The following is an 18,851-nucleotide window of genomic DNA, read 5'->3' as shown; positions in this document are numbered from 1 at the left end:
AATTTTTAATGCAATTTCCTATTTTTTACTAAATTACCTTCAAACCAAGAATTTTAAAAAATTTTGTAAGAAATTTTGATAAATCTATAAAATTTATTTATGACTGAAGAAAATAAAACTAAAATTCATCCCCACTTCAAAAAAGTGATCTATGATGAACAAACTATTTCAAACAGAATTAAAGAGCTTGCTCAGTGAGTTGATGAAACTTATAAAGACAGCCAAAACTTAATTCTAGTTGGTATTTTAAAAGGTTCAATGCCTTTTATGGCTGAATTAATGCGCAATGTTACAAAGACACATGCAATTGATTTCATCGTTGCCTCATCTTATGGTGGAGCAAATGAATCAAGTGGTAGTGTTAAAATTGTGCTTGATTTAGCTGCAGATATTCGTGGCAAAGATGTTTTACTAGTTGAGGATATTATTGAAAGTGGTATCACTATTAATAAAATTGTTAGACTTTTAAAAGATCGTAAACCTAATTCAATTAAAACAATCACCTTGATTGATAAACCATTTAGAAAAGAAACTTTTGTACCTGAAAAAAGTGGCTTTTTACTAGAACAAAAAGTTTTCCTAGTTGGTTTTGGATTGGATTACCAAGAAAAATTAAGAAATGTACCATATGTAGGAGAGTTTAACCAAGATTTTTTAAATCACCCTGATTACGATAACTAATTAGGTCAATAAAAATACTAGCACAAATTTAGCTAGTATTTTTTATTGATTTTTAAGATTCAAAACCTTCATAAGTAACAGTCATTTCTTCACTAATTAAGCCTGGTTTACCATTTTTAGGTGCCCCTTGAATTGTGAATTTCATTTCTACTGTTTTACCTTTTGCAGTTGCTTTAAAAGTTTTTAAACTTACTCCTGGTTGGACAAGAACTGAAACTAAAGCATCGTTATAGTCTTCTAAGTCTTTTTTAGTAATGGTGTCTGTAGTTTGATCTCTATCTGCGAAAGTGAGTAAACTAATTAACACTAGTTGTCTTCTTTCAAAACCTTGGTTTAATAGACTAGCAGCTTGTGCAGCAGTGCTTTTTGGTCTTGGTCCTTCTGCTTTTGCCAAAGTAGAAATTACATGTTTACCATTAATTTTATCTGTAACCTTTTTAAGTTCAACTGTGTCAGTTGTATCAACATCTTTAGTTAAATTTGTAATATTTACCTTAGCTAACTTAATAGTTTTTAGTTCAGGATATGTAACAAGTAGACCAACTGTTCAGGTAGTTAGATCGCGATTATGAAAGTTACTATCCAGAGTTACAATTTCTAAGTTTTCAAGCAATGTATCAAATTCTGCTACTAATAAATCTTTAAAAACTTCGGCAGTTTTTTTCTGACTTCTTCCACTTGCAATATCTGCTAATTGTTGTTGAAGATTGTAGCGAACAAATGATAGTTGTCTTTGTCTATCATTTTTTTGGCCTTCAACACTAGCATCCACTTGTCAGTCTTTTGCTTCAAGTTTTTTAATAGTTTCATCTAGTTTTTTGACTTTTTCAGGATCATCAAAGTTTACAAGTTTAAAACTTGTTGTCAGAGTTTCAGATTCTGGTGCATCTTTATTAGTTTTTAAAGTTAAAGTCACAGTTGTAGTTTTTGCTGCTTCATCACTAACTTGTTTTGCACTAACAAAAGTTTTTTGACTTGGTTCAAAAACGTTCAAGAATTTTTCCAATTCTTTATATGCAGTTAGTGTTGTTGAATTTCCTAAAGGTTCATCAACTATCTTTTTACTAAAAGAAAGATTAGTATCTTCTAAACCATCAAAATATGTTTTAAAATCACTTAAAGTAGATACATTTTGAATACTAAGCGTTCTAGGAAAATCTGGTGTAGGTGTAGGAATTGTTCGGGGTTTTGGTGCTTCAAAAGACTTGTTTTCTAGTAGTTTTACTAGTTTTTTCAAATCATCTAAACTAGCAGTTCTTGCAAAATTAGAAATTTTTAAGGTTACAGGAACTGAAGTTTGTCCAGTGTCTTTTAGCGTTGCTGAAATTGTAATAATTCCTTTATCATCATCGGCTACAAAACTGACATTTACAAGTTTTGCAGTTTTAATTTCCGATTTAAATTTTGCAGGTAAACCAGTCGCTAGTCATTCAACAAAAGCTTCACCACCACCTTGTTCAGTTGGACCTCTTAGCACTTGTTGAAAAATTTTAATTTGTTCAGATGCTAAATTTAGTTCTGGATTTACTTGATCAATTAGATGTCCGTTTTGCCCCTGTACTAAATATCTAACGGCAAAAACTTCTTTTTCAAGATTTTCCTTAATTTTTTCTAGTGATGTTTGTGCCGCTTTTAAGTTAATTAACTTAACTTCAACATTAGCTAAAGTTGCATCTGATTTTTTAAGACCTAACTTCATGGTGGCAGTGGTTTTACCGCTACTTTCTAGCGTAATTTTGGTTAAGGTTGCTACTTTTAAAGCATTAGTAAATTCTTTGCCAAGGTTATCTTCAAGCAACTTTTTAACTTTTTCTTGGTCAGCTGCTTTTACTTCACTTTTGTAAGAATTAAATTCAGTTTCTAATTGTTTTAAGGTTTTAGCAAATGCTGCTTTACCAGTTAAACCTCAATTTTTAGCCGCTAAGGTAGATTTAACTTCTTCTAATTCTTTTTCATCAGCAGTTTTAGGTGGATCTTCTGGTGTTTTAGTGCCACCACCTGGAGTTTGCGTGCAAGCAATTGCTGTTGTAACTAGTGTTACTGCACCTAAAGATGCAGTGATTAGTCAAATATTCTTTTTAAATTTTTTCATATGTTTATAGATTTTCTATAAGCCTTTCTCATTGTTGTGTTAATAAGTATTTAAGTTAAAAAAATGTAATCATCTAGTCTGATGATTACATTTGTTGTAGTTATTTACTTGATTTTAATAAATGAATGTTGCTACGATTTTCTAACTTTTAGGTAAAACAAATGTAATCATGATTTTTTTCATGATAAAGTTATTGGTTCAATAAATTTGTTTTCCGTTTAAATACATGCCATTATTTTAAAGAAAAATTATTTTTTACTGTAGAAAAAAATATTTTTTGATTTTTTTAATTTGAATGCATTTGCAAATGAAAAAAATATTTTTGATTTAGATAATTTCTAGAAAAATTTATTTTTTTCATATAATAACCATATGAAAAATTTTAATACAAACAAAATTATGTACTTCACTATTCAATAGTGTGTCATTTTGTATTGTAATTTTCAAGACGAAACGGCACACAGGTGTCGTTTTTTATTAAATTTAAAGAGGTATTTATGAAGTTAAAGTTTAAAAAAATATTTTTACCAACTGCTGCAGTTTTATCAACTTCAGCATTTTTAGCAGCAATTGCTTGTTCTAATGAAGGCGATAAACCTTCGATCCCTAGAAACCCTGAATTGAAACTAGAAGTAACTAATTTAGAAGCAGATTTACAAAAAAGCGAATCAACTTTTTTAGAAGATACAGAAAATTTTTATACTTATCAAGATGGTTTAACAGGTTTAAAATTTTATGTCAACAAAAATAAATCAAGTAACAAATTCTTTTTTAGTAAGGCTGAAATCGTTGAATTTGTTAGAACTTTTATGAAAGAAATTGATTATGGACCTGAAATTACTGCTTTAAATGGAGTAGTAATTGACTTTGAAAATGAAATAGTTCCTAACACAGCAGGTTTATATATTCCAGAATTAAAACAGGTTTTTGCTACAACTGATGCTGTAGCAAGAAATCCTAATTTAACTTATCAGCAGCGAGTTGCTTATATTTTGCCTACTCTAAAACATGAATATATTCACCATTTTGCAAGCATTTATATCGATAGAGACTTTGATTCTAAGGTATTAGATCCAACTAATACGCAAGCCACAATCGATAGAACAGGTAGAGAAGGATATATTAAAAATTATGATAAACATTTTTATGATAACTTTACAAAGTTATTAAATTATGCTAACACACCACTTAATAAAACTTATTATGATGGTTCAATTAAACAAGGACCTTGTCTATGTAACTATCTTTCGGCAGCTGCATTATTTAATATTTCAAATGGCACTTCACAGGAAAATGCTGAAGATATAGCACTTTTTGAAAATGCCTCTAAAGATTGAAATGGTCAATTAACTTATGACACTTTTAAAAGTAATTTAGCACCAAATAAAACAACAGAAGAATTAAAAGGTACTCAATGAGATCCTGCTAGTGAAGAAAGAGCAAAAAACCGTAACTATATTTCTAAGCCACTTAGCAAGCAGGGAATTAACTACCATTATTCAATGGCTGAATTAATTGCTCGTGAATGAACAAAACTTGCACAAACTTCAAACTATGATCAAAGTGAACATGGTGACACATTTCAAAACTGATTTTATACACAAGGTTATAGTCTTACAGGCGCTCCTGGCCCTTCAATTCAAGCTATAGCAGATGATTGAAGTCGTACAATTGAACTGCGTTCAGGTGCTGTTAAAAATAGTGTAGGTAATTGAGAATCAGATCTAGTAATTAGACCTGAAGGTAAAAACGGTAAACTAATAGCAGCTAACTCTGCTTATGGTGGTATTTTAAAAATTACAGATAAAAATGTCACTTTAGATGACAATTCAAAAGCACTTTACAACACTTATTTAGCAGCTGCTAAAGCTGACAATGAAATTAGTAGTTTAACTGTTTTAAATCCTTTAAATGTTCACACAACAACATCTCTAGATACAAGTAAAATTGGTTTTGATAAAATCAATAAAGATAGTATTAGAGTTGGTGGTTTTTTAACTGAAGAAAAAGCTAAAAAATACAAGTCACTAATTGTTAAAGGTAATTATGCAACACCATATGTAAAAACTGATTTAGTTTTTTTAAATTGAGACAATAACTCAAAAACTGCTGAAGATTTTACAATGAGGGCAAAAAGTTCTTTATTAAGTATGACTAGAGATCTAGAGCCTGTTTCAAGTAATTTTTCAAGTGAAAAATTAGTTACTTTTTATGCAGGAGCAAGAATTGATTTTTCAAAAGCAAAAGAATTATATTTTTGAGAAGATAAAAATAGCGACTCAATAGTTCAAGAAAGTGAACTAGTAAAACCAGTTAATAAAAGTAAAAGTCTCGTTACTTCAAATACTTCATATATGTATTCTAACTATGAAAAATATGCATACAAATTAGTAACTGATAAAGATGGAATTGTTAAGGTTGAAAAACAGTCAGATTTAACATCAGACCCAGACAGTTAATTTTTGATAGTTTTTTGAAACAGGCTTTTTACCGATGTTTTAGAATAATTACTGATTAAAATGAATTAAAAAAAGTACGTTTTAGGCGTACTTTTTCGCAATCAATTTTATTTAAAATCCTACTAATATTAGAGTAATTCAATCACTTGAAATTTCAGTCGAATCACTTTTCTTAGTAACACCAATTTTAAATTGCAAGGTTAATTTTGTAGGTTCAGGTATTGCTTGTACTTCAGTTATTGTTGGTCCATCTAAGGTACCTCAAATCGCTAAAGTGTTTTTAACTTTGTTAATTTTTTGTTTGCTAGATAAACCTGTTGCAGTATCAAATTTTAATAAAGCATATAAGTCTAATAAACTTAATTTATTATTTTGATATGCTTGTTTTAATCTCTCATTAGCTTGATCAGTTGTTGATTTTTCTCCAGTAGATAAATGAGTTAGTTCAGTGTGAAGTATTGTACCATTCATATCTTCACCTGCTTTTTTAAGCACTTCGACATCTTCAAAGTCAATATCTTTAGTTAAATTAGTAATATTAATTGTAAAAGCTTTTGTAGTTTTAAGACCTTTATAACGAGCTAAAAAGCCGATTGTTCATGTTGTTTGATCACGATTTTTAAAATTATAATCAGGGTATACAATTGATACATTACCTAGTGCTTCTTTAAATTTAGGTCCTAAAAGTTTTGAGAAAATAGCATCTCTTCCAAAGGGATCTCTTGGATTTGATAAGTTTATATCTTGATTTATATTATATTTAATATAAGACACATAACGGCGTTGTGCAACATTGTAATCTTCAACTGTATCATCTACTGGTCAATCAGTTGCTTTTAAAACCTCAATTGCATCGTTAAATTTTTTCAATTCTTTTGGATCATCAAAGTTAATTATTTTAAAACTTGCCTTAACTATTTCTGAATCAGGAGTATCTTTTGTTAGTTTCAAAGTTATATTGATTATTAAAGTTGTATCAGTAGATTCTCCTAAACTTGCATTAACTACAACCTTTTGATCTGAACCCAATTGATTCAAAAGTGTAGTTAGATCTTGATAATCTTCAAAACCAGGTTTTCTTATTCCTGGTTGTTTAATTAGGTCGGTTAACAGTGTTAAAGAATTAGATTTTAATGTTGCAAAATATTTTTTGTAACCTTCAACATTGGAAACTTCAACTGGAATATAAGTTCCTTGAACAGCAGAATCTTTGTTAAATCTTGTAAGTGCTCTTGATGCATCAAATTCTTTGTTGTTAATAATCTCAGCAAGTTTTAAAAGATTACCTGTTTCAAGATCTTTTGAAAAGTTAGTAATTTTAATTTTTACATCAACACTAGTTTGACCTGTTTGATTCAACTTTGCTTTAATAGTTAACGTGCTAGTTTTGTTATCTGCTTCAAATTTAAAGTTAGATAAAGTTGCATTTTTTAATGTTTCTTTAAACTTGTCTTATGTTTGAATTAATAAGGTACTTAAAACTCCATCATCACCACCATTTTCTGTTGCAGGTTTATGCAAAATGTCTTCGTATTCTTTAGCGGCTGTTGAAGCAAATTTTAATGTTGGATTTTCAACTGCAACAAATTTGTTAGCAGCAAGATCGTAGGTTAAATATTTGAACTCAAATGTTTGATTTTCAAGTTCATGTTTAATTGTTTCAAGTGCTGAATCAGGTTCTTTAAAGTTAATAACTTTCACCTTAATATCATTTAAAGTTGCATCATCTTTTTTCAAATTTATACTTAAAGTTGCACTTGTATTATCTAGTGATGTAATAGTAATTCTGCTAACGCTAATGCCATCTAATATTTTGGTAAAAGGTTTGCCAAAGAGATTTTCTAATAAAGTAATCACTTCTCTTTGAGAACCAACTTTAACTGATTCTTTATATTTTTCAAGTTGCTTTTCTAAATTTTTAAAAGTTAATGCAAAAGCATTTCTACCTGTTAAACCTCATCCTTCAGTTTTAGCAGTTAATTCCTTACTTGCTGTCTCTAGATCTTTTTGATGATCTATTTTAGGATCACTTGGATCCGTAATGCTAGTGCAAGCAATTGCACTAGCGATAGTTACCAAAGGAAGGGCAACTAATAAAGTCGATAAGATTCTTTTCTTAATTTTATTCATATGTAAATAGATATTTCTATTTCCTTTCTTAATATTTAAAACATGTATTTAAAAATGTAACTGACTAAACAGTTACATTTGCGTGCGAATTGATTTTTGAGTGAAAGCAAAACAAATGTAACCTAAAAAGGTGACATCATAAAATAGTTAAAAACTACATTTATTTGCTTTTGGTTTAAATACATGAACACATTTTAAATTATTTGCATTTTTTCCAGAAAAAAATCCAGATTTTTTTGGTGCAAAAAGATCTATAAAAAAATGGTGCCATTTTTTTGCAATACTTCAAATTTCTTTATTACTAATTGAAAGGAGCAAAAACAATACTAAATAAAATTTAATTTAATAAGGAGAATATGTGTTAGATTTAGAAAAACTAACCGAAGAAGAAGAGGCAAATACATATGGTGGTGCCTTCTTAGCAATTATAGCTGCCATCCCAGCAGTTGTCTTAGCAATTACTTCAATTAGTAATTTGTTCCGTAGCTTTACAAGCAACGGATCAAGTTCGGGAGCAATTAAAACAAAAGAATTTGATTATAAATGAGAAAATGAAGCGCCCAAAGCCTCTGCAGAATCAGGTTCAAGTAAAGCCGACAACGTACCAATTTATTTTGGTTATTAATTTTTATTTTCTTACTTTTTGTATATAATGAAAAACGTTACAATTGTAACCATTCTAAAATGGTCATTTTTTAAGTATCACTAAAAACTTATAGTGAGCACCATCAGGATGAATATTTAAATATCGGAGTTAAATATGTATGCAATTATTAAAACTGGTGGTAAACAACTACTAGTCAAAAAAGATGATGTGATATTTATTGAAAAAGTCGAAGGTGACGAAGGAAGTACAATATCATTTGATCAAGTATTAATGGTAGGGGACAAAATCGGTACTCCTTACCTAGAAAAAGCTGTTGTTAGCGGAATTATTGAAAAACAAGGAAAAGCAAAAAAAATCGTTGTTTATCGTCATAACGCTAAAAGTACCCATAAACGTAAATATGGGCACAGACAGCCATATACAAGAGTAAAAATTACTGAATTGAAAGGATAGGTCCAGAACATGGCAAAAACAAAAGCAGGTGGTTCGACTCGTAATGGTCGTGATTCAGCTGGTCGTCGCCTTGGTGCAAAACTAGGTGATGGTCAATTTGCAAGTGCTGGGTCAATCATTTACCGTCAAAAAGGAACTAAAATTTTTCCTGGTGAAAATGTAGGTATGGGTGGAGATCACACCTTATTTACAAAAATTGACGGATTTGTAAAATACGAATCACGTAGAAATCGTAAATACGCTTCAGTATACAGCGAAAGAAAATAAAACTCACTACACAATAAAAAGGGCGCTTATTTATAGGCACCCTTTTTTCATTTTTAAGCAATTTACAAAGGAATTAGATGGAAGATATAATCGTATATTTTTGAATCAAAAATAAAGGCGACTTTACACTCGCTTACAATGATATAAATAAACGTAATGCCATTGACTATGGAGTTTATTTATTTTACTTAAACAAGATGAAGGAACTAGATATTAAGTTCATCACGATCTTAGATGATGAATATCCAAAGGAACTTTTAAATAGTAATAAACCTCCACTTGTACTATTTTATAAAGGTAATTTTGAACTTTTAAATTCAGTTAATAAGCACACCTTAAATGGTGACATTGAAGATGCTGAAGCAGTTCATTTAATGAATGATTTTTTTGAAAATCATCCTAAAATTACTTTAATCACAAGTAATTTTCCAGGTTTTGAAAGTCAGATAATTAATAAAGCACGTGAGCAAAATATTGGCATTATTCACGTGCTTGCAAATGGTCTAGAAAGCCCGTATTTAGGGAATAATAAGATCAATTTTGATAAAGAATTATTACTTACCAAATACCCTTGATATGTTCATGTAAAGCATTCAAGATTTTATGAACGTAATGAAATGATCGCTCATTTATCTAAGCAATTAAGTTTGTTAAAATTAAAACCTTCAAGCAAAATTTTAAACCAACTGCACTACTTTTTAGAACTAGGAAAAGAGATTTTTGTCTTTGAAACTAAAGACAAAAATGCAGCAAATCAGGGCTTATTAGATGAAGGTGCAAGCAACCTGACAAATACATTCAAATATAATTAAAAACTCTTAAAAAACAACGAAAAGCCCCTAAAATAGGGGCTAAAAATAAATAAAATTTTTCAGATTTTATTTAAAAAATTCTATAAAATAAAAAGGCTATTTGCATTACTTTGCAATGGCTTTTTATTAATATTTTAAAGAGTTTAAAAAGTTAGCAAAGTCGAGAATGCAAAAGAAACATTTTCTAGCTTAAAGGAGCACAATGGCAACTAATAAAACTAATTATGTCTTAAGAAAATTTGGTCCAATTACCGAGCGTAGAGACTATTCAAAAACTAAGAATAACCTACCATTAACAGACATTTTAGAAATGCAAAGAGATTCTTTTGAAGAATTTTTAAACAAACAAATCGAGAAAACTTTAAGAGATAGTTATCCAATTGTTTCAACCAATGGAAAAGTGGAAATTTCATATGTTCATAATTCATTAAGAATTGAAAAGCCACTAGTTTCAGAAGTTAAAGCAATTCGTGAAGCAAAGCAAAGAGGTTCAACTTACGCTGCAAATATTCATGTTAAATTACAAAAGCAAGTAACTGAAACAGGGGAAATTGCAACTGATGAAGTTCTACTTTGTGAAATTCCTTTAATGACCCGTGGTGGTTCATTTATTATCAATGGTAGTGAAAAAATTATTGTTTCACAGTTGATTAGATCACCTGGAGTTTACTTTTCAACTAAAACTCGTGACAAACAATCTGACGATCTTTTCAACAAGGTCGATTTATTACCTCGTATGGGTTCATGAGTTGAAATTAAACATAAAGTTAGTGGTAATTCAATTGACAATGTTAAGATCAGAATTGACAAAAACAAACAATTTTCACTTTCACTATTTTTAGTTGCTCTAGGTCTAAAACATGAAGACATGATCAACCTTTTTGGTAAAAGTGAAACTTTATTAGAAACCTTGAAAAAAGATAAATACGATTTTTCTAAAGATGAACATAGAACCATCATTCGTGATGCTCAAGAGAAAATTTTTAGAACAATTCGTAAGGGTGACCGTGTTACTAAAGAAGCAACTAAAAACTTAATTGCTTCTTTATTATTTAATGAAAAACGCTATAACTTAACAGCATCAGGGCGCTTTATCATCAACCGTAAGTTAACCTTATTAGACCGTATAACAGGGACTTATCTAGCTGAAGATTTAAAAACTTCTAAAGGTGCAATCATCTTTGAAAAAGGAATTAAAATCGATAAGCAAGTTGCTAAAGATATCCAAAAAGCTTTTAGTGACGGGATTTTACCTCTAAGCAAATTAACTAAAGAAACTTCTTTATCAGACGATGTTTATGCACGTTATGGAGAAGAAGATAATGAATTAAGAAAACGTGTAAATGTGATTAAAGTTCGTATCTTTAAAAACCGTCGTGACCGTGATTTAGCAGAAACTAATCCTGAAGAAGATAACAGTTATTTAGTTATTGCTAACGATCCTTCTTCAAATGAAAGACACTTATTAGTTTCAGATATTATTGCCGCTTTAGGTTACTACTTTAACCTAGGTGATGGTATTGGTTTAGATGATGATCCTGATTCACTTGTTAATAAAAGAATTGTTTCAGTTGGTGAATTATTATTAAACCAATTCATCATTGGTTTAAACAAAATGGAAAAAAACACCTTAGAAAAAATCTCTGCTAGAGAAGCTTCTAAGATTACACCAAAAAATGTAACTAACAATAAAATGGTGCAAAACCAAATTAAAACATTCTTTAACTCATCAAAACTTTCACAGTTCATGGACCAAACAAATCCTTTAGCTGAAATTAGTTCAAAACGTAAAATTACATCTTTAGGGATGGGTGGACTTAACCGTGATACTGCTCAATTTGAAGTTCGTGACGTTCATACAACTCACTATGGAAGAATTTGTCCAATTGAAACACCTGAAGGTCAAAATATCGGACTGATCTTAAACTTAGCAACTTTTGCAAGAATTAATGATTTAGGATTTTTAGAAACTCCTTACTACCGAGTTAATAACGGTGTAGTTGATGCTTCAAAACCTATTTATTTAACTTCTTATGAAGAATTAGATCTGCATTTTGCCCAATCAACTATTAATTTAGATGATAATAACAGAATTATTGACCCTAAAGTTACCGTTAAATATAACGGTGAATATACAATTGTTGATGCTACCGAAGTTGATTATGTTTCAGTTAGTTCAAATCAAATGACTTCATTAGCTAGTTCATGTATTCCTTTCCTAGAAAATAACGATGCTAACCGTGCCTTAATGGGGGCGAACATGCAACGTCAATCAGTGCCTTTATTAGTTGCTGAAGCACCTAATGTGGCAACTGGTATTGAAGCCGATTTAGCTAAATATTCTTCTGCTAACGTTAAAGCAAACCGTGCTGGAAAAGTTATTTATGTTGATGGAAAAGAAATCAAAATTCAACCTTTTTCAGATAGTGATAGTAAAACTAGAACCGATGTTTATCAACTCCTTTCTTATGAAAGATCTAACCAAGGAACTGTCATGAGTCAAACTCCAATCGTTAAAGTTGGCGATACAGTTGAAGCAGGTCAAATTATTACCGATGGAAGCAGTTTTAAAAACGGAGAAATGTCAATTGGTAAAAACTTATTAGTTGGTTTTTCAACTTTTGAAGGTTATAACTTTGAGGATGCGATTATCATTAACGAGCGTTTATTCAAAGATGATACTTTAACCTCAATTCATATTGAAGAACAAAGCATTCAGTTTAGAAAACTAAAAGCAGGAGATGATGAATTAACTGCTGAAATTCCTAACGTAAGTTTGCGTTCAAGAAGAAACTTAAATGATGAAGGTATCGTTAATATTGGTTCAGAAGTTTTACCTGGAGACATTTTAGTAGGTCGTGTTTCACCTCGTGGAGATGAAAACACAAGTCCTAGTGAAAAACTATTAAATGGCATCTTTAACCAAAAAATTACTACTAAAAAAGATACTTCATTAAAAGTTAAAAACGGACACCAAGGAACAGTTATTGATGTTCAAATTCTAAGCCGTAAATTCGGAGATAAATTAGAAGATGGAATCGATAAAATTGTTAAAGTTTATATCGCTCAAAAACGTAAAATCAAAGTCGGAGATAAAATGGCTGGGCGCTATGGAAACAAGGGAGTTATCTCAAGAATCGTGCCTGAAGAAGATATGCCATACTTAGAAGATGGAACACCACTTGATGTTTTATTAAATCCTCAAGGGGTGCCTTCTCGTATGAATATTGGTCAAGTTTTTGAACTTCACCTTGGAATGGTTAGTCGCTTAACAGGTGCAAAATTCGTTTCACCTGTGTTTGATGGAATCAAATGAGAAGACATTCAAAGCGAACTAGAAAATGCAGGACTTGATAGAAGTGGTAAAACCAAAATTTATGATCCTCAAACAGGATTACCTTTTGACCACCCTGTTTCAGTTGGAATGATGTACATGTTAAAACTTTCACATATGGTTGATGATAAGATGCATGCACGTAGCGTTGGACCTTATTCATTAATTACTCAACAACCTCTTGGAGGTAAATCTCAAAACGGGGGACAACGTTTTGGAGAGATGGAAACTTGAGCTTTAGAATCATATGGAGCAACCAATATCTTGCAAGAAATCTTGACTTATAAATCAGATAATATTGAAGGTAGAAATTACTTATATGGTGCTTTAACTAGTGGTACAGCACTTCCTAAACCTGGAGTTCCTGAATCATTTAGCGTGCTAGCTTATGAGCTTCGTGGACTAGGAGTTAAGTTCGAAGTTCATGAAAAAGATACCGATGATAATTTAGAAAATGAAATCGGTGATGTTGATGATTTAGATGATATCGAATTCGAAGATATGGACTCTGATTTCAACATTGATGCTTACGAAAATTAAGGTCTAAATGATCAAAAACAGCATACATGTTGCTGTTTTTATTGTTTTAATAACCAGAAAAGCAATTTTTTTAAACTTAAAAATAATTCAAAATTGGAGAAAAAAATGCCTAAAAATCAAACCATTGATTTAATTTTAAAACGTCGTTCACACCGTCAAATGAGTGGTGATTCAATTACTCCTGAAGATTTAGATGAAATCGTCAAAGCAATGAATGCAGCACCTACTTCAAGCAATAAATTTCATGTTAGTGCTTTAGTAATTAAAGATCCTGAAGTCAAAGAAGAAATTTTTGCAAAAGTAAATATTGAAAGACAAAAACACTACTTAACTTCAGCAATTACAGTTGTTTTCATGATTGATTTTAACCGTATTGAAACTGCAAGTAAAGTACAAAATCAAAGCGTAGTTATCAAAACTTTTGACAACTTCTTAAACGCTTGAGGTGATGCTTATATCATGTTGCAAAACGCAGTTATTGCTGCTGAAAGTTTAGGATATAACAGCACAATTGTTGGAGGTGTACGTCATTTTGGACTACCTGTATACTTAAAAGAAAAATACAACTTACCAGAAAACGTCTTTCCTGTAATTGCTGTAAACATCGGAAAAAGCGATGGACCAGCTTTAGAAAGACCACGTTTAAATCGTGTTTACATTGATAAATACGACAAAAATGAAGTTGCTCAAGAGGTCAAAGATTTTGATGCAGTTGAAACTAAATTCTGAAAAGATGTGATGAATGTTGATACAAGTTGAACCAAAGCAATGGTTAATGCCTATGCCAAAGATGTTTCACACGTTTATACAGATTTCATGAAACCATTATTTGATCCACATAAAGACTATCCTGAATTTTCAAATGAGCCACGAGAAAATTTAACAGCCGTTACTTTTGGTCTTAAAAAGCCTACTGAAGACGAAGATAAATAGGTTTTTTGCATATCAAAAAATGGCTTAAAAATTCAAAAAAATAATTATTTTTTTTCGATGCTAATCTATATAATGATGAAACATTGAAATTAAATAAGAATCAAGAATTTTAAAGTCAGAAAAATAACTTAGGTTGTTTTTCTTATTTTTATTTAATTAAAAAATTAAGACTGGAGAACTATATGGAAAAAGAAATTATTAAAACACGAGCATACCACTCGATTGACGAAAATAAAATCCAAAAAATTTCACTTTCATTAGTAACACAAAAAGACGTTGAAGAATGATCTCATGGGGAAGTTACTAAGCCAGAAACTATTAACTATAAATCATATAAACCTGAAAGATATGGTCTATTTGATGAATTAATTTTTGGTCCAACAACTGACTATAAATGTCCTATTTGTGGGCGTAAATATAAAAAATCAAACGAAGGTCAAATTTGTAATGCAACTTCTCTTTGTGAAATTGAAAAACCTGAAATTTTACCTAAATTAGCAAGACGTTCAAGAATGGGTCACATTACTTTACATGTACCTGTTGTGCACTTTTGATTCTTTAAAATTGATCACTCAATTATTTCAAAACTACTTGGTTTAAGAGTTGAAAATAGTTCAGAAAACGTTTCTAAAACTGATTTAGAAAACGTTATCTACTATAAATCACATATCATTTTAGAATCAGGCGGCTTAAAAAATCTACCTAAAAATAAAATCATCAACATTAATAATGCTGCTGAAATTTATAAAAATGTTTTAATCGAACTTAAAGAACGTTTACCAGATGATGAAGAAGCTCAAGAAATTATTGATGAATCATTAAATGAAATTATTGAAATTTCTGAATCAAAATCAGGACCAGATTATGGTGTTGATTTTTACGAATTAAACGAAGTTATCGAAGAATATTCAGATGCAAAAATTGCAACTGGAAGTCGTGCGATCGAATACTTATTAAAAAATATTAATTTAGAAGAAGAACGTGAAAAAGTTCGTGAAAAAATTAACGAAATTAATAAGGGTGAGTTATCAGGTTCACACTTACCTGTTTCTAAAAAACAAGAACGTTCAATTTTATATAAGAGGCTAAAAATTATTAACTCATTTATTGACTCTAAACAAGAGCCAATTAACATGTTAATTTATAAATTACCTGTTATTCCAGTTGAACTTAGACCACTTGTACAACTAGATGGTGGGCGTCACTCAACTAGTGATATTAATGAATTATATCGCCGTATTATCATCAGAAATAATCGTCTTAAAAAATGACTTGATTCAGATGCTCCAACATTAATTTTACAAAATGAGTTAAGAATGATTCAAGAAGCAGTTGATGCTTTAATTGATAATGCTAAGAAAAAACCTAAACCAGTTGTTTCCAAAGATAACCGTGCTTTAAAATCACTAGCTGATGCTTTAACTGGTAAAAAAGGACGTTTCCGTCAAAATATTTTAGGAAAACGTGTCGATTATTCAGGTCGTTCAGTTATCGTTGTTGGTCCTAATTTAAAAATTCACCAAGCAGGAATTCCTCGTGAAATGGCTGCTAAATTATTTGAGCCATGGATTATTAAACGGCTAATTCAAAAAGAAATTTCCCACTCAGTTAAAAATGCTCGTAAGTTAATTGAAAATTTAAACCCGATTATTTGACCTGAAGTTGCTGAAGTTATTAAAGGTAGACCAATTCTACTTAACCGTGCGCCTACCTTGCACCGTTTATCAATTCAGGCTTTTGAACCAGTTTTAATTAGAGGACGTGCAATTCGCTTGCACCCACTTGTTACTGAAGCTTTCAATGCCGATTTTGATGGTGACCAGATGGCTGTGCACGTACCGATTTCTGATGAAGCAGTCCGTGAAGCAAAAGAACTTTTATATGCTAACCGTAACATTCTAGGACCTAAAGATGGTGAACCAATTATCAACCCTTCTCAGGATATGGTTTTAGGAATTTACTACTTAACAATGGAAATTGCAGGTGCTAAAGGTGAAGGACATGTGTTTGCTAATTTGGATGAAATTAAATTAGCATACGATTCAGGAATTGTTAGCTTACACGCTCGTGTAGCAATGCCTTTTAAAAATCTAAACAAACTTTCAACAGTTTCAACTAATAAAGGTTATGTAATTTCAACAGTTGGTAAATTCATTTTTAATGAAGCCTTTCCTGAAAGTTTTAACTTCATTTTTGATAACACTGAAGCCACCTATGCAAGAAATGATTATTTTAAAAATTATCAAGTTCCTTATGGTGGAGACATCAAAGAATTTATCAAGTCAAAACCTATTAATGATGCTTTAACTAAGAAAAATGTTGCTCGTATTATTCGTGCAATTTACGAAAAATACTTACCAAGTATTTCTAAAGCAGAATTAGCAGAAGTAATTGATAAATTAAATGCTGAAAACTATACAAACGTACGTGATTTACTAGCAAATATTAAAGATGTTGAAGGTTATGATTTAAATTACACTCACATTTCAATGCTTGAAAAAATCACCATTATTGGTTTTGAAAAAATCAATAAACGTTTAAAAATTGAACGCAAACTAGATACACCTCTATGAGAAATGGAACAATACATCGAATTACTTGAATATGTTTGATTCGAATATGTCAATTCAATTGCTTCATTCTTAGACAAAATTAAAGATCTAGGATTTAAGTTCTCAACTATTTCAGGAACATCAATTTCAATTGCTGACATTATGACAGTTGAAAACAAAAACGATAAGATTCGTGAAGGTGAAGAATACACTAACCAACTGAAATCAAAATACAACCAAGGTTGAATTACTGATGATCAGCGTTACTCACTAACTATTAGAAAATGATCTGAAATTAAAGAAAATATCCAAGGTGATTTAAAACGAGTGATTGAAAATAATGACTTTACTTTCAACCCACTATTTATCATGATGAATAGTGGTGCTCGTGCAACTATTTCTAACTTCGTGCAGCTAGCAGGACTACGTGGACTGATGGCAAATAATGCGCAAAGATTAAAAGCCGATGCTGAAAATGAGCGTGTTATTCGTTCAACCGTTGAAATCCCTGTTAAGTCATCATTTTTAGAAGGGTTAACAAGTTTTGAGTTCTACTCATCAACCCACGGGGCTCGTAAAGGACTAACTGATACAGCCTTAAATACTGCTAAATCAGGGTATTTAACTAGACGGTTAATCGACGTTGCTCAAAGTATTGTTGTGCGCGAACCTGATTGTGGTGTTGATAGTGGATTTGTAATTAAATCAATTATTGATAACCGTACTAAATCAGTTATTGTACCTTTATTTGAAAGAATTCAAGGTCGTTTTAGTATCAGAGAAATTAAAGACCCATACGGAAACACTATTACTAAAGAAAATGAATTAATTACTCCATCAATGGCTCGTGAAATTATTAAACATCATGAAGCAGTGGAAATTCGTTCAGTTTTAGCATGTGCAACACGTAATGGTGTTTGTCAAAAATGTTTTGGAAAAGACTTATCAACCTCAAGAACAGTTTCAATTGGTGAAGCAGTTGGAATTACAGCTAGTCAATCAATTGGTGAACCTGGTACACAGCTAACCATGCGTACTTTCCATACTGGAGGGGTTGCTGGTGTTGAAGATATTACTGGTGGTTTTGGTCGTTTATCAGAGTTAATCGATGCTTACCAAAAACCTTGAGGACGTCAAGCTGAAATTGCTAAAACATTCGGTGAAATCCTTAATATCGAAGAAAGAAAGCACCGCAATGGAGCCTTTAGAGACTATCAAATTACTGTTTTATATGGAACTTCAGATGGCGGCACAGTTGAAGATAAAATTAGTGCCAACACAACTTCAAGTATTCGTGTAAAAGTTGGTGATAAAGTAGCACCTGGAGAAAAAATTGTCGATGGACCAATTATTCTAAACCAATTATTAGAATACGCTGGACCACGTGCTGTGCAATCTTACTTATTAAAAGAAATCCAAAGAATTTATCGTATGCAAGGGATTGCAATTAACGATAAATATGTGGAAATCATTATTAGTCAGATGCTTTCAAAAATCCAAGTTAGCTTACCAGGTGATTCTCAATTAGTTGCTGGTTCATTAATTAGCCGTGACAAATTTAGACAAATTACAGGTAAATTATTATCAGAAGGAAAGCGCCCACCATTTGGTAAAACAGTTATTTTAGGGGCAAAACAAATTCCTTTATTATCTGATTCATTCTTAGCTGCTGCTTCATATCAAGAAAGTGCAAAAATTATTGTTAATGCTGCAATTTCATCAAAAATTGATAGATTAAGCGGTCTAAAAGAAAACATCATTTTAGGGCACAAAATTCCTGCTGGAACCAATGTTTCAACTGGTAAAAACTCTAAATTTAATATCCAAGATCCTAAAGACTTCTTCAGACATCGTCAAAAACACAATCATGCGATCGAAATCGATCAAAAAATCTTGAATATGTTCCAAGATGACATCGAAGGAATGGACTTTTAAAACTCAAAAATAGCCTCAAAAGTAGGCTATTTTTACTTCTTTGAGCAACTATTTTC

Annotated in this window: 12 protein-coding genes; 9 read left to right on the top strand and 3 right to left on the bottom strand. The window is 30.9% G+C overall.

What is annotated here, in order from left to right:
• Positions 1-99: 99 nt before the first annotated feature.
• Positions 100-681 (top strand): hypoxanthine phosphoribosyltransferase, encoded by a 582-nt coding sequence (hpt, locus tag CJF60_RS02955; protein ID WP_084231999.1) that lies wholly within the window; start codon positions 100-102, stop codon positions 679-681.
• Between the two features lie 52 nt (positions 682-733).
• Here the strand turns inward: hpt and CJF60_RS02950 are convergent, their stop codons facing one another.
• Entirely contained in the window at positions 734-2,773 is a 2,040-nt protein-coding gene (locus CJF60_RS02950) for a hypothetical protein (protein WP_084232000.1), read from the bottom strand.
• A gap of 497 nt (positions 2,774-3,270) precedes the next feature.
• Between CJF60_RS02950 and CJF60_RS02945 the strand changes: the two genes are divergently transcribed.
• Positions 3,271-5,232: an MYPU_1760 family metalloprotease gene (locus tag CJF60_RS02945; protein ID WP_084232001.1), complete on the top strand. Its 1,962-nt coding sequence runs from the start codon at positions 3,271-3,273 to the stop codon at positions 5,230-5,232.
• Between the two features lie 111 nt (positions 5,233-5,343).
• Here the strand turns inward: CJF60_RS02945 and CJF60_RS02940 are convergent, their stop codons facing one another.
• A complete protein-coding gene (locus tag CJF60_RS02940) occupies positions 5,344-6,591 on the bottom strand; it encodes a hypothetical protein (RefSeq protein ID WP_084232002.1) in 1,248 nt (415 codons plus the stop codon).
• Between the two features lie 93 nt (positions 6,592-6,684).
• Positions 6,685-7,362 carry a hypothetical protein gene (locus CJF60_RS02935; RefSeq protein WP_084232003.1) on the bottom strand — a complete coding sequence of 226 codons (678 nt, stop codon included), beginning with the start codon at positions 7,360-7,362 and terminating at the stop codon, positions 6,685-6,687.
• A 358-nt stretch (positions 7,363-7,720) separates the two neighbouring features.
• On the opposite strand from CJF60_RS02935, the gene CJF60_RS02930 reads away from it, so the two are divergent.
• The 7 genes from CJF60_RS02930 (at position 7,721) to CJF60_RS02900 (ending at position 18,795) form a co-directional block, all read left to right on the top strand.
• Positions 7,721-7,987, top strand: a complete 267-nt coding sequence (locus CJF60_RS02930) for a hypothetical protein (protein ID WP_084232004.1) — start codon at positions 7,721-7,723, stop codon at positions 7,985-7,987.
• A gap of 135 nt (positions 7,988-8,122) precedes the next feature.
• Positions 8,123-8,422: a 50S ribosomal protein L21 gene (gene rplU, locus CJF60_RS02925; RefSeq protein ID WP_084232005.1), complete on the top strand. Its 300-nt coding sequence runs from the start codon at positions 8,123-8,125 to the stop codon at positions 8,420-8,422.
• Positions 8,423-8,431: 9 nt separating this feature from the next.
• The gene (gene rpmA / locus CJF60_RS02920) at positions 8,432-8,689 is read left to right on the top strand and encodes a 50S ribosomal protein L27 (protein WP_084232006.1); all 258 of its coding nucleotides are present in this window, start codon (positions 8,432-8,434) and stop codon (positions 8,687-8,689) included.
• A 77-nt stretch (positions 8,690-8,766) separates the two neighbouring features.
• Positions 8,767-9,501, top strand: coding sequence for a DNA-processing protein DprA (locus CJF60_RS02915; protein WP_084232007.1), 735 nt, complete (start codon positions 8,767-8,769; stop codon positions 9,499-9,501).
• A gap of 202 nt (positions 9,502-9,703) precedes the next feature.
• Entirely contained in the window at positions 9,704-13,375 is a 3,672-nt protein-coding gene (gene rpoB, locus CJF60_RS02910; RefSeq protein WP_084232008.1) for a DNA-directed RNA polymerase subunit beta, read from the top strand.
• Between the two features lie 105 nt (positions 13,376-13,480).
• The gene (locus tag CJF60_RS02905; protein ID WP_084232009.1) at positions 13,481-14,308 is read left to right on the top strand and encodes a nitroreductase family protein; all 828 of its coding nucleotides are present in this window, start codon (positions 13,481-13,483) and stop codon (positions 14,306-14,308) included.
• Between the two features lie 182 nt (positions 14,309-14,490).
• Positions 14,491-18,795, top strand: a complete 4,305-nt coding sequence (locus CJF60_RS02900) for a DNA-directed RNA polymerase subunit beta' (RefSeq protein ID WP_084232010.1) — start codon at positions 14,491-14,493, stop codon at positions 18,793-18,795.
• The last annotated feature ends 56 nt before the right edge of the window (positions 18,796-18,851 follow it).

The sequence above is a fragment of the Mycoplasmopsis agassizii genome, assembly GCF_002272945.1.
Taxonomy (GTDB): domain Bacteria; phylum Bacillota_I; class Bacilli_A; order Mycoplasmatales; family Metamycoplasmataceae; genus Mycoplasmopsis_B; species Mycoplasmopsis_B agassizii.
Note: the sequence above shows the minus strand (reverse complement) of the source record. Positions and strands in the feature narration are given on the sequence as shown.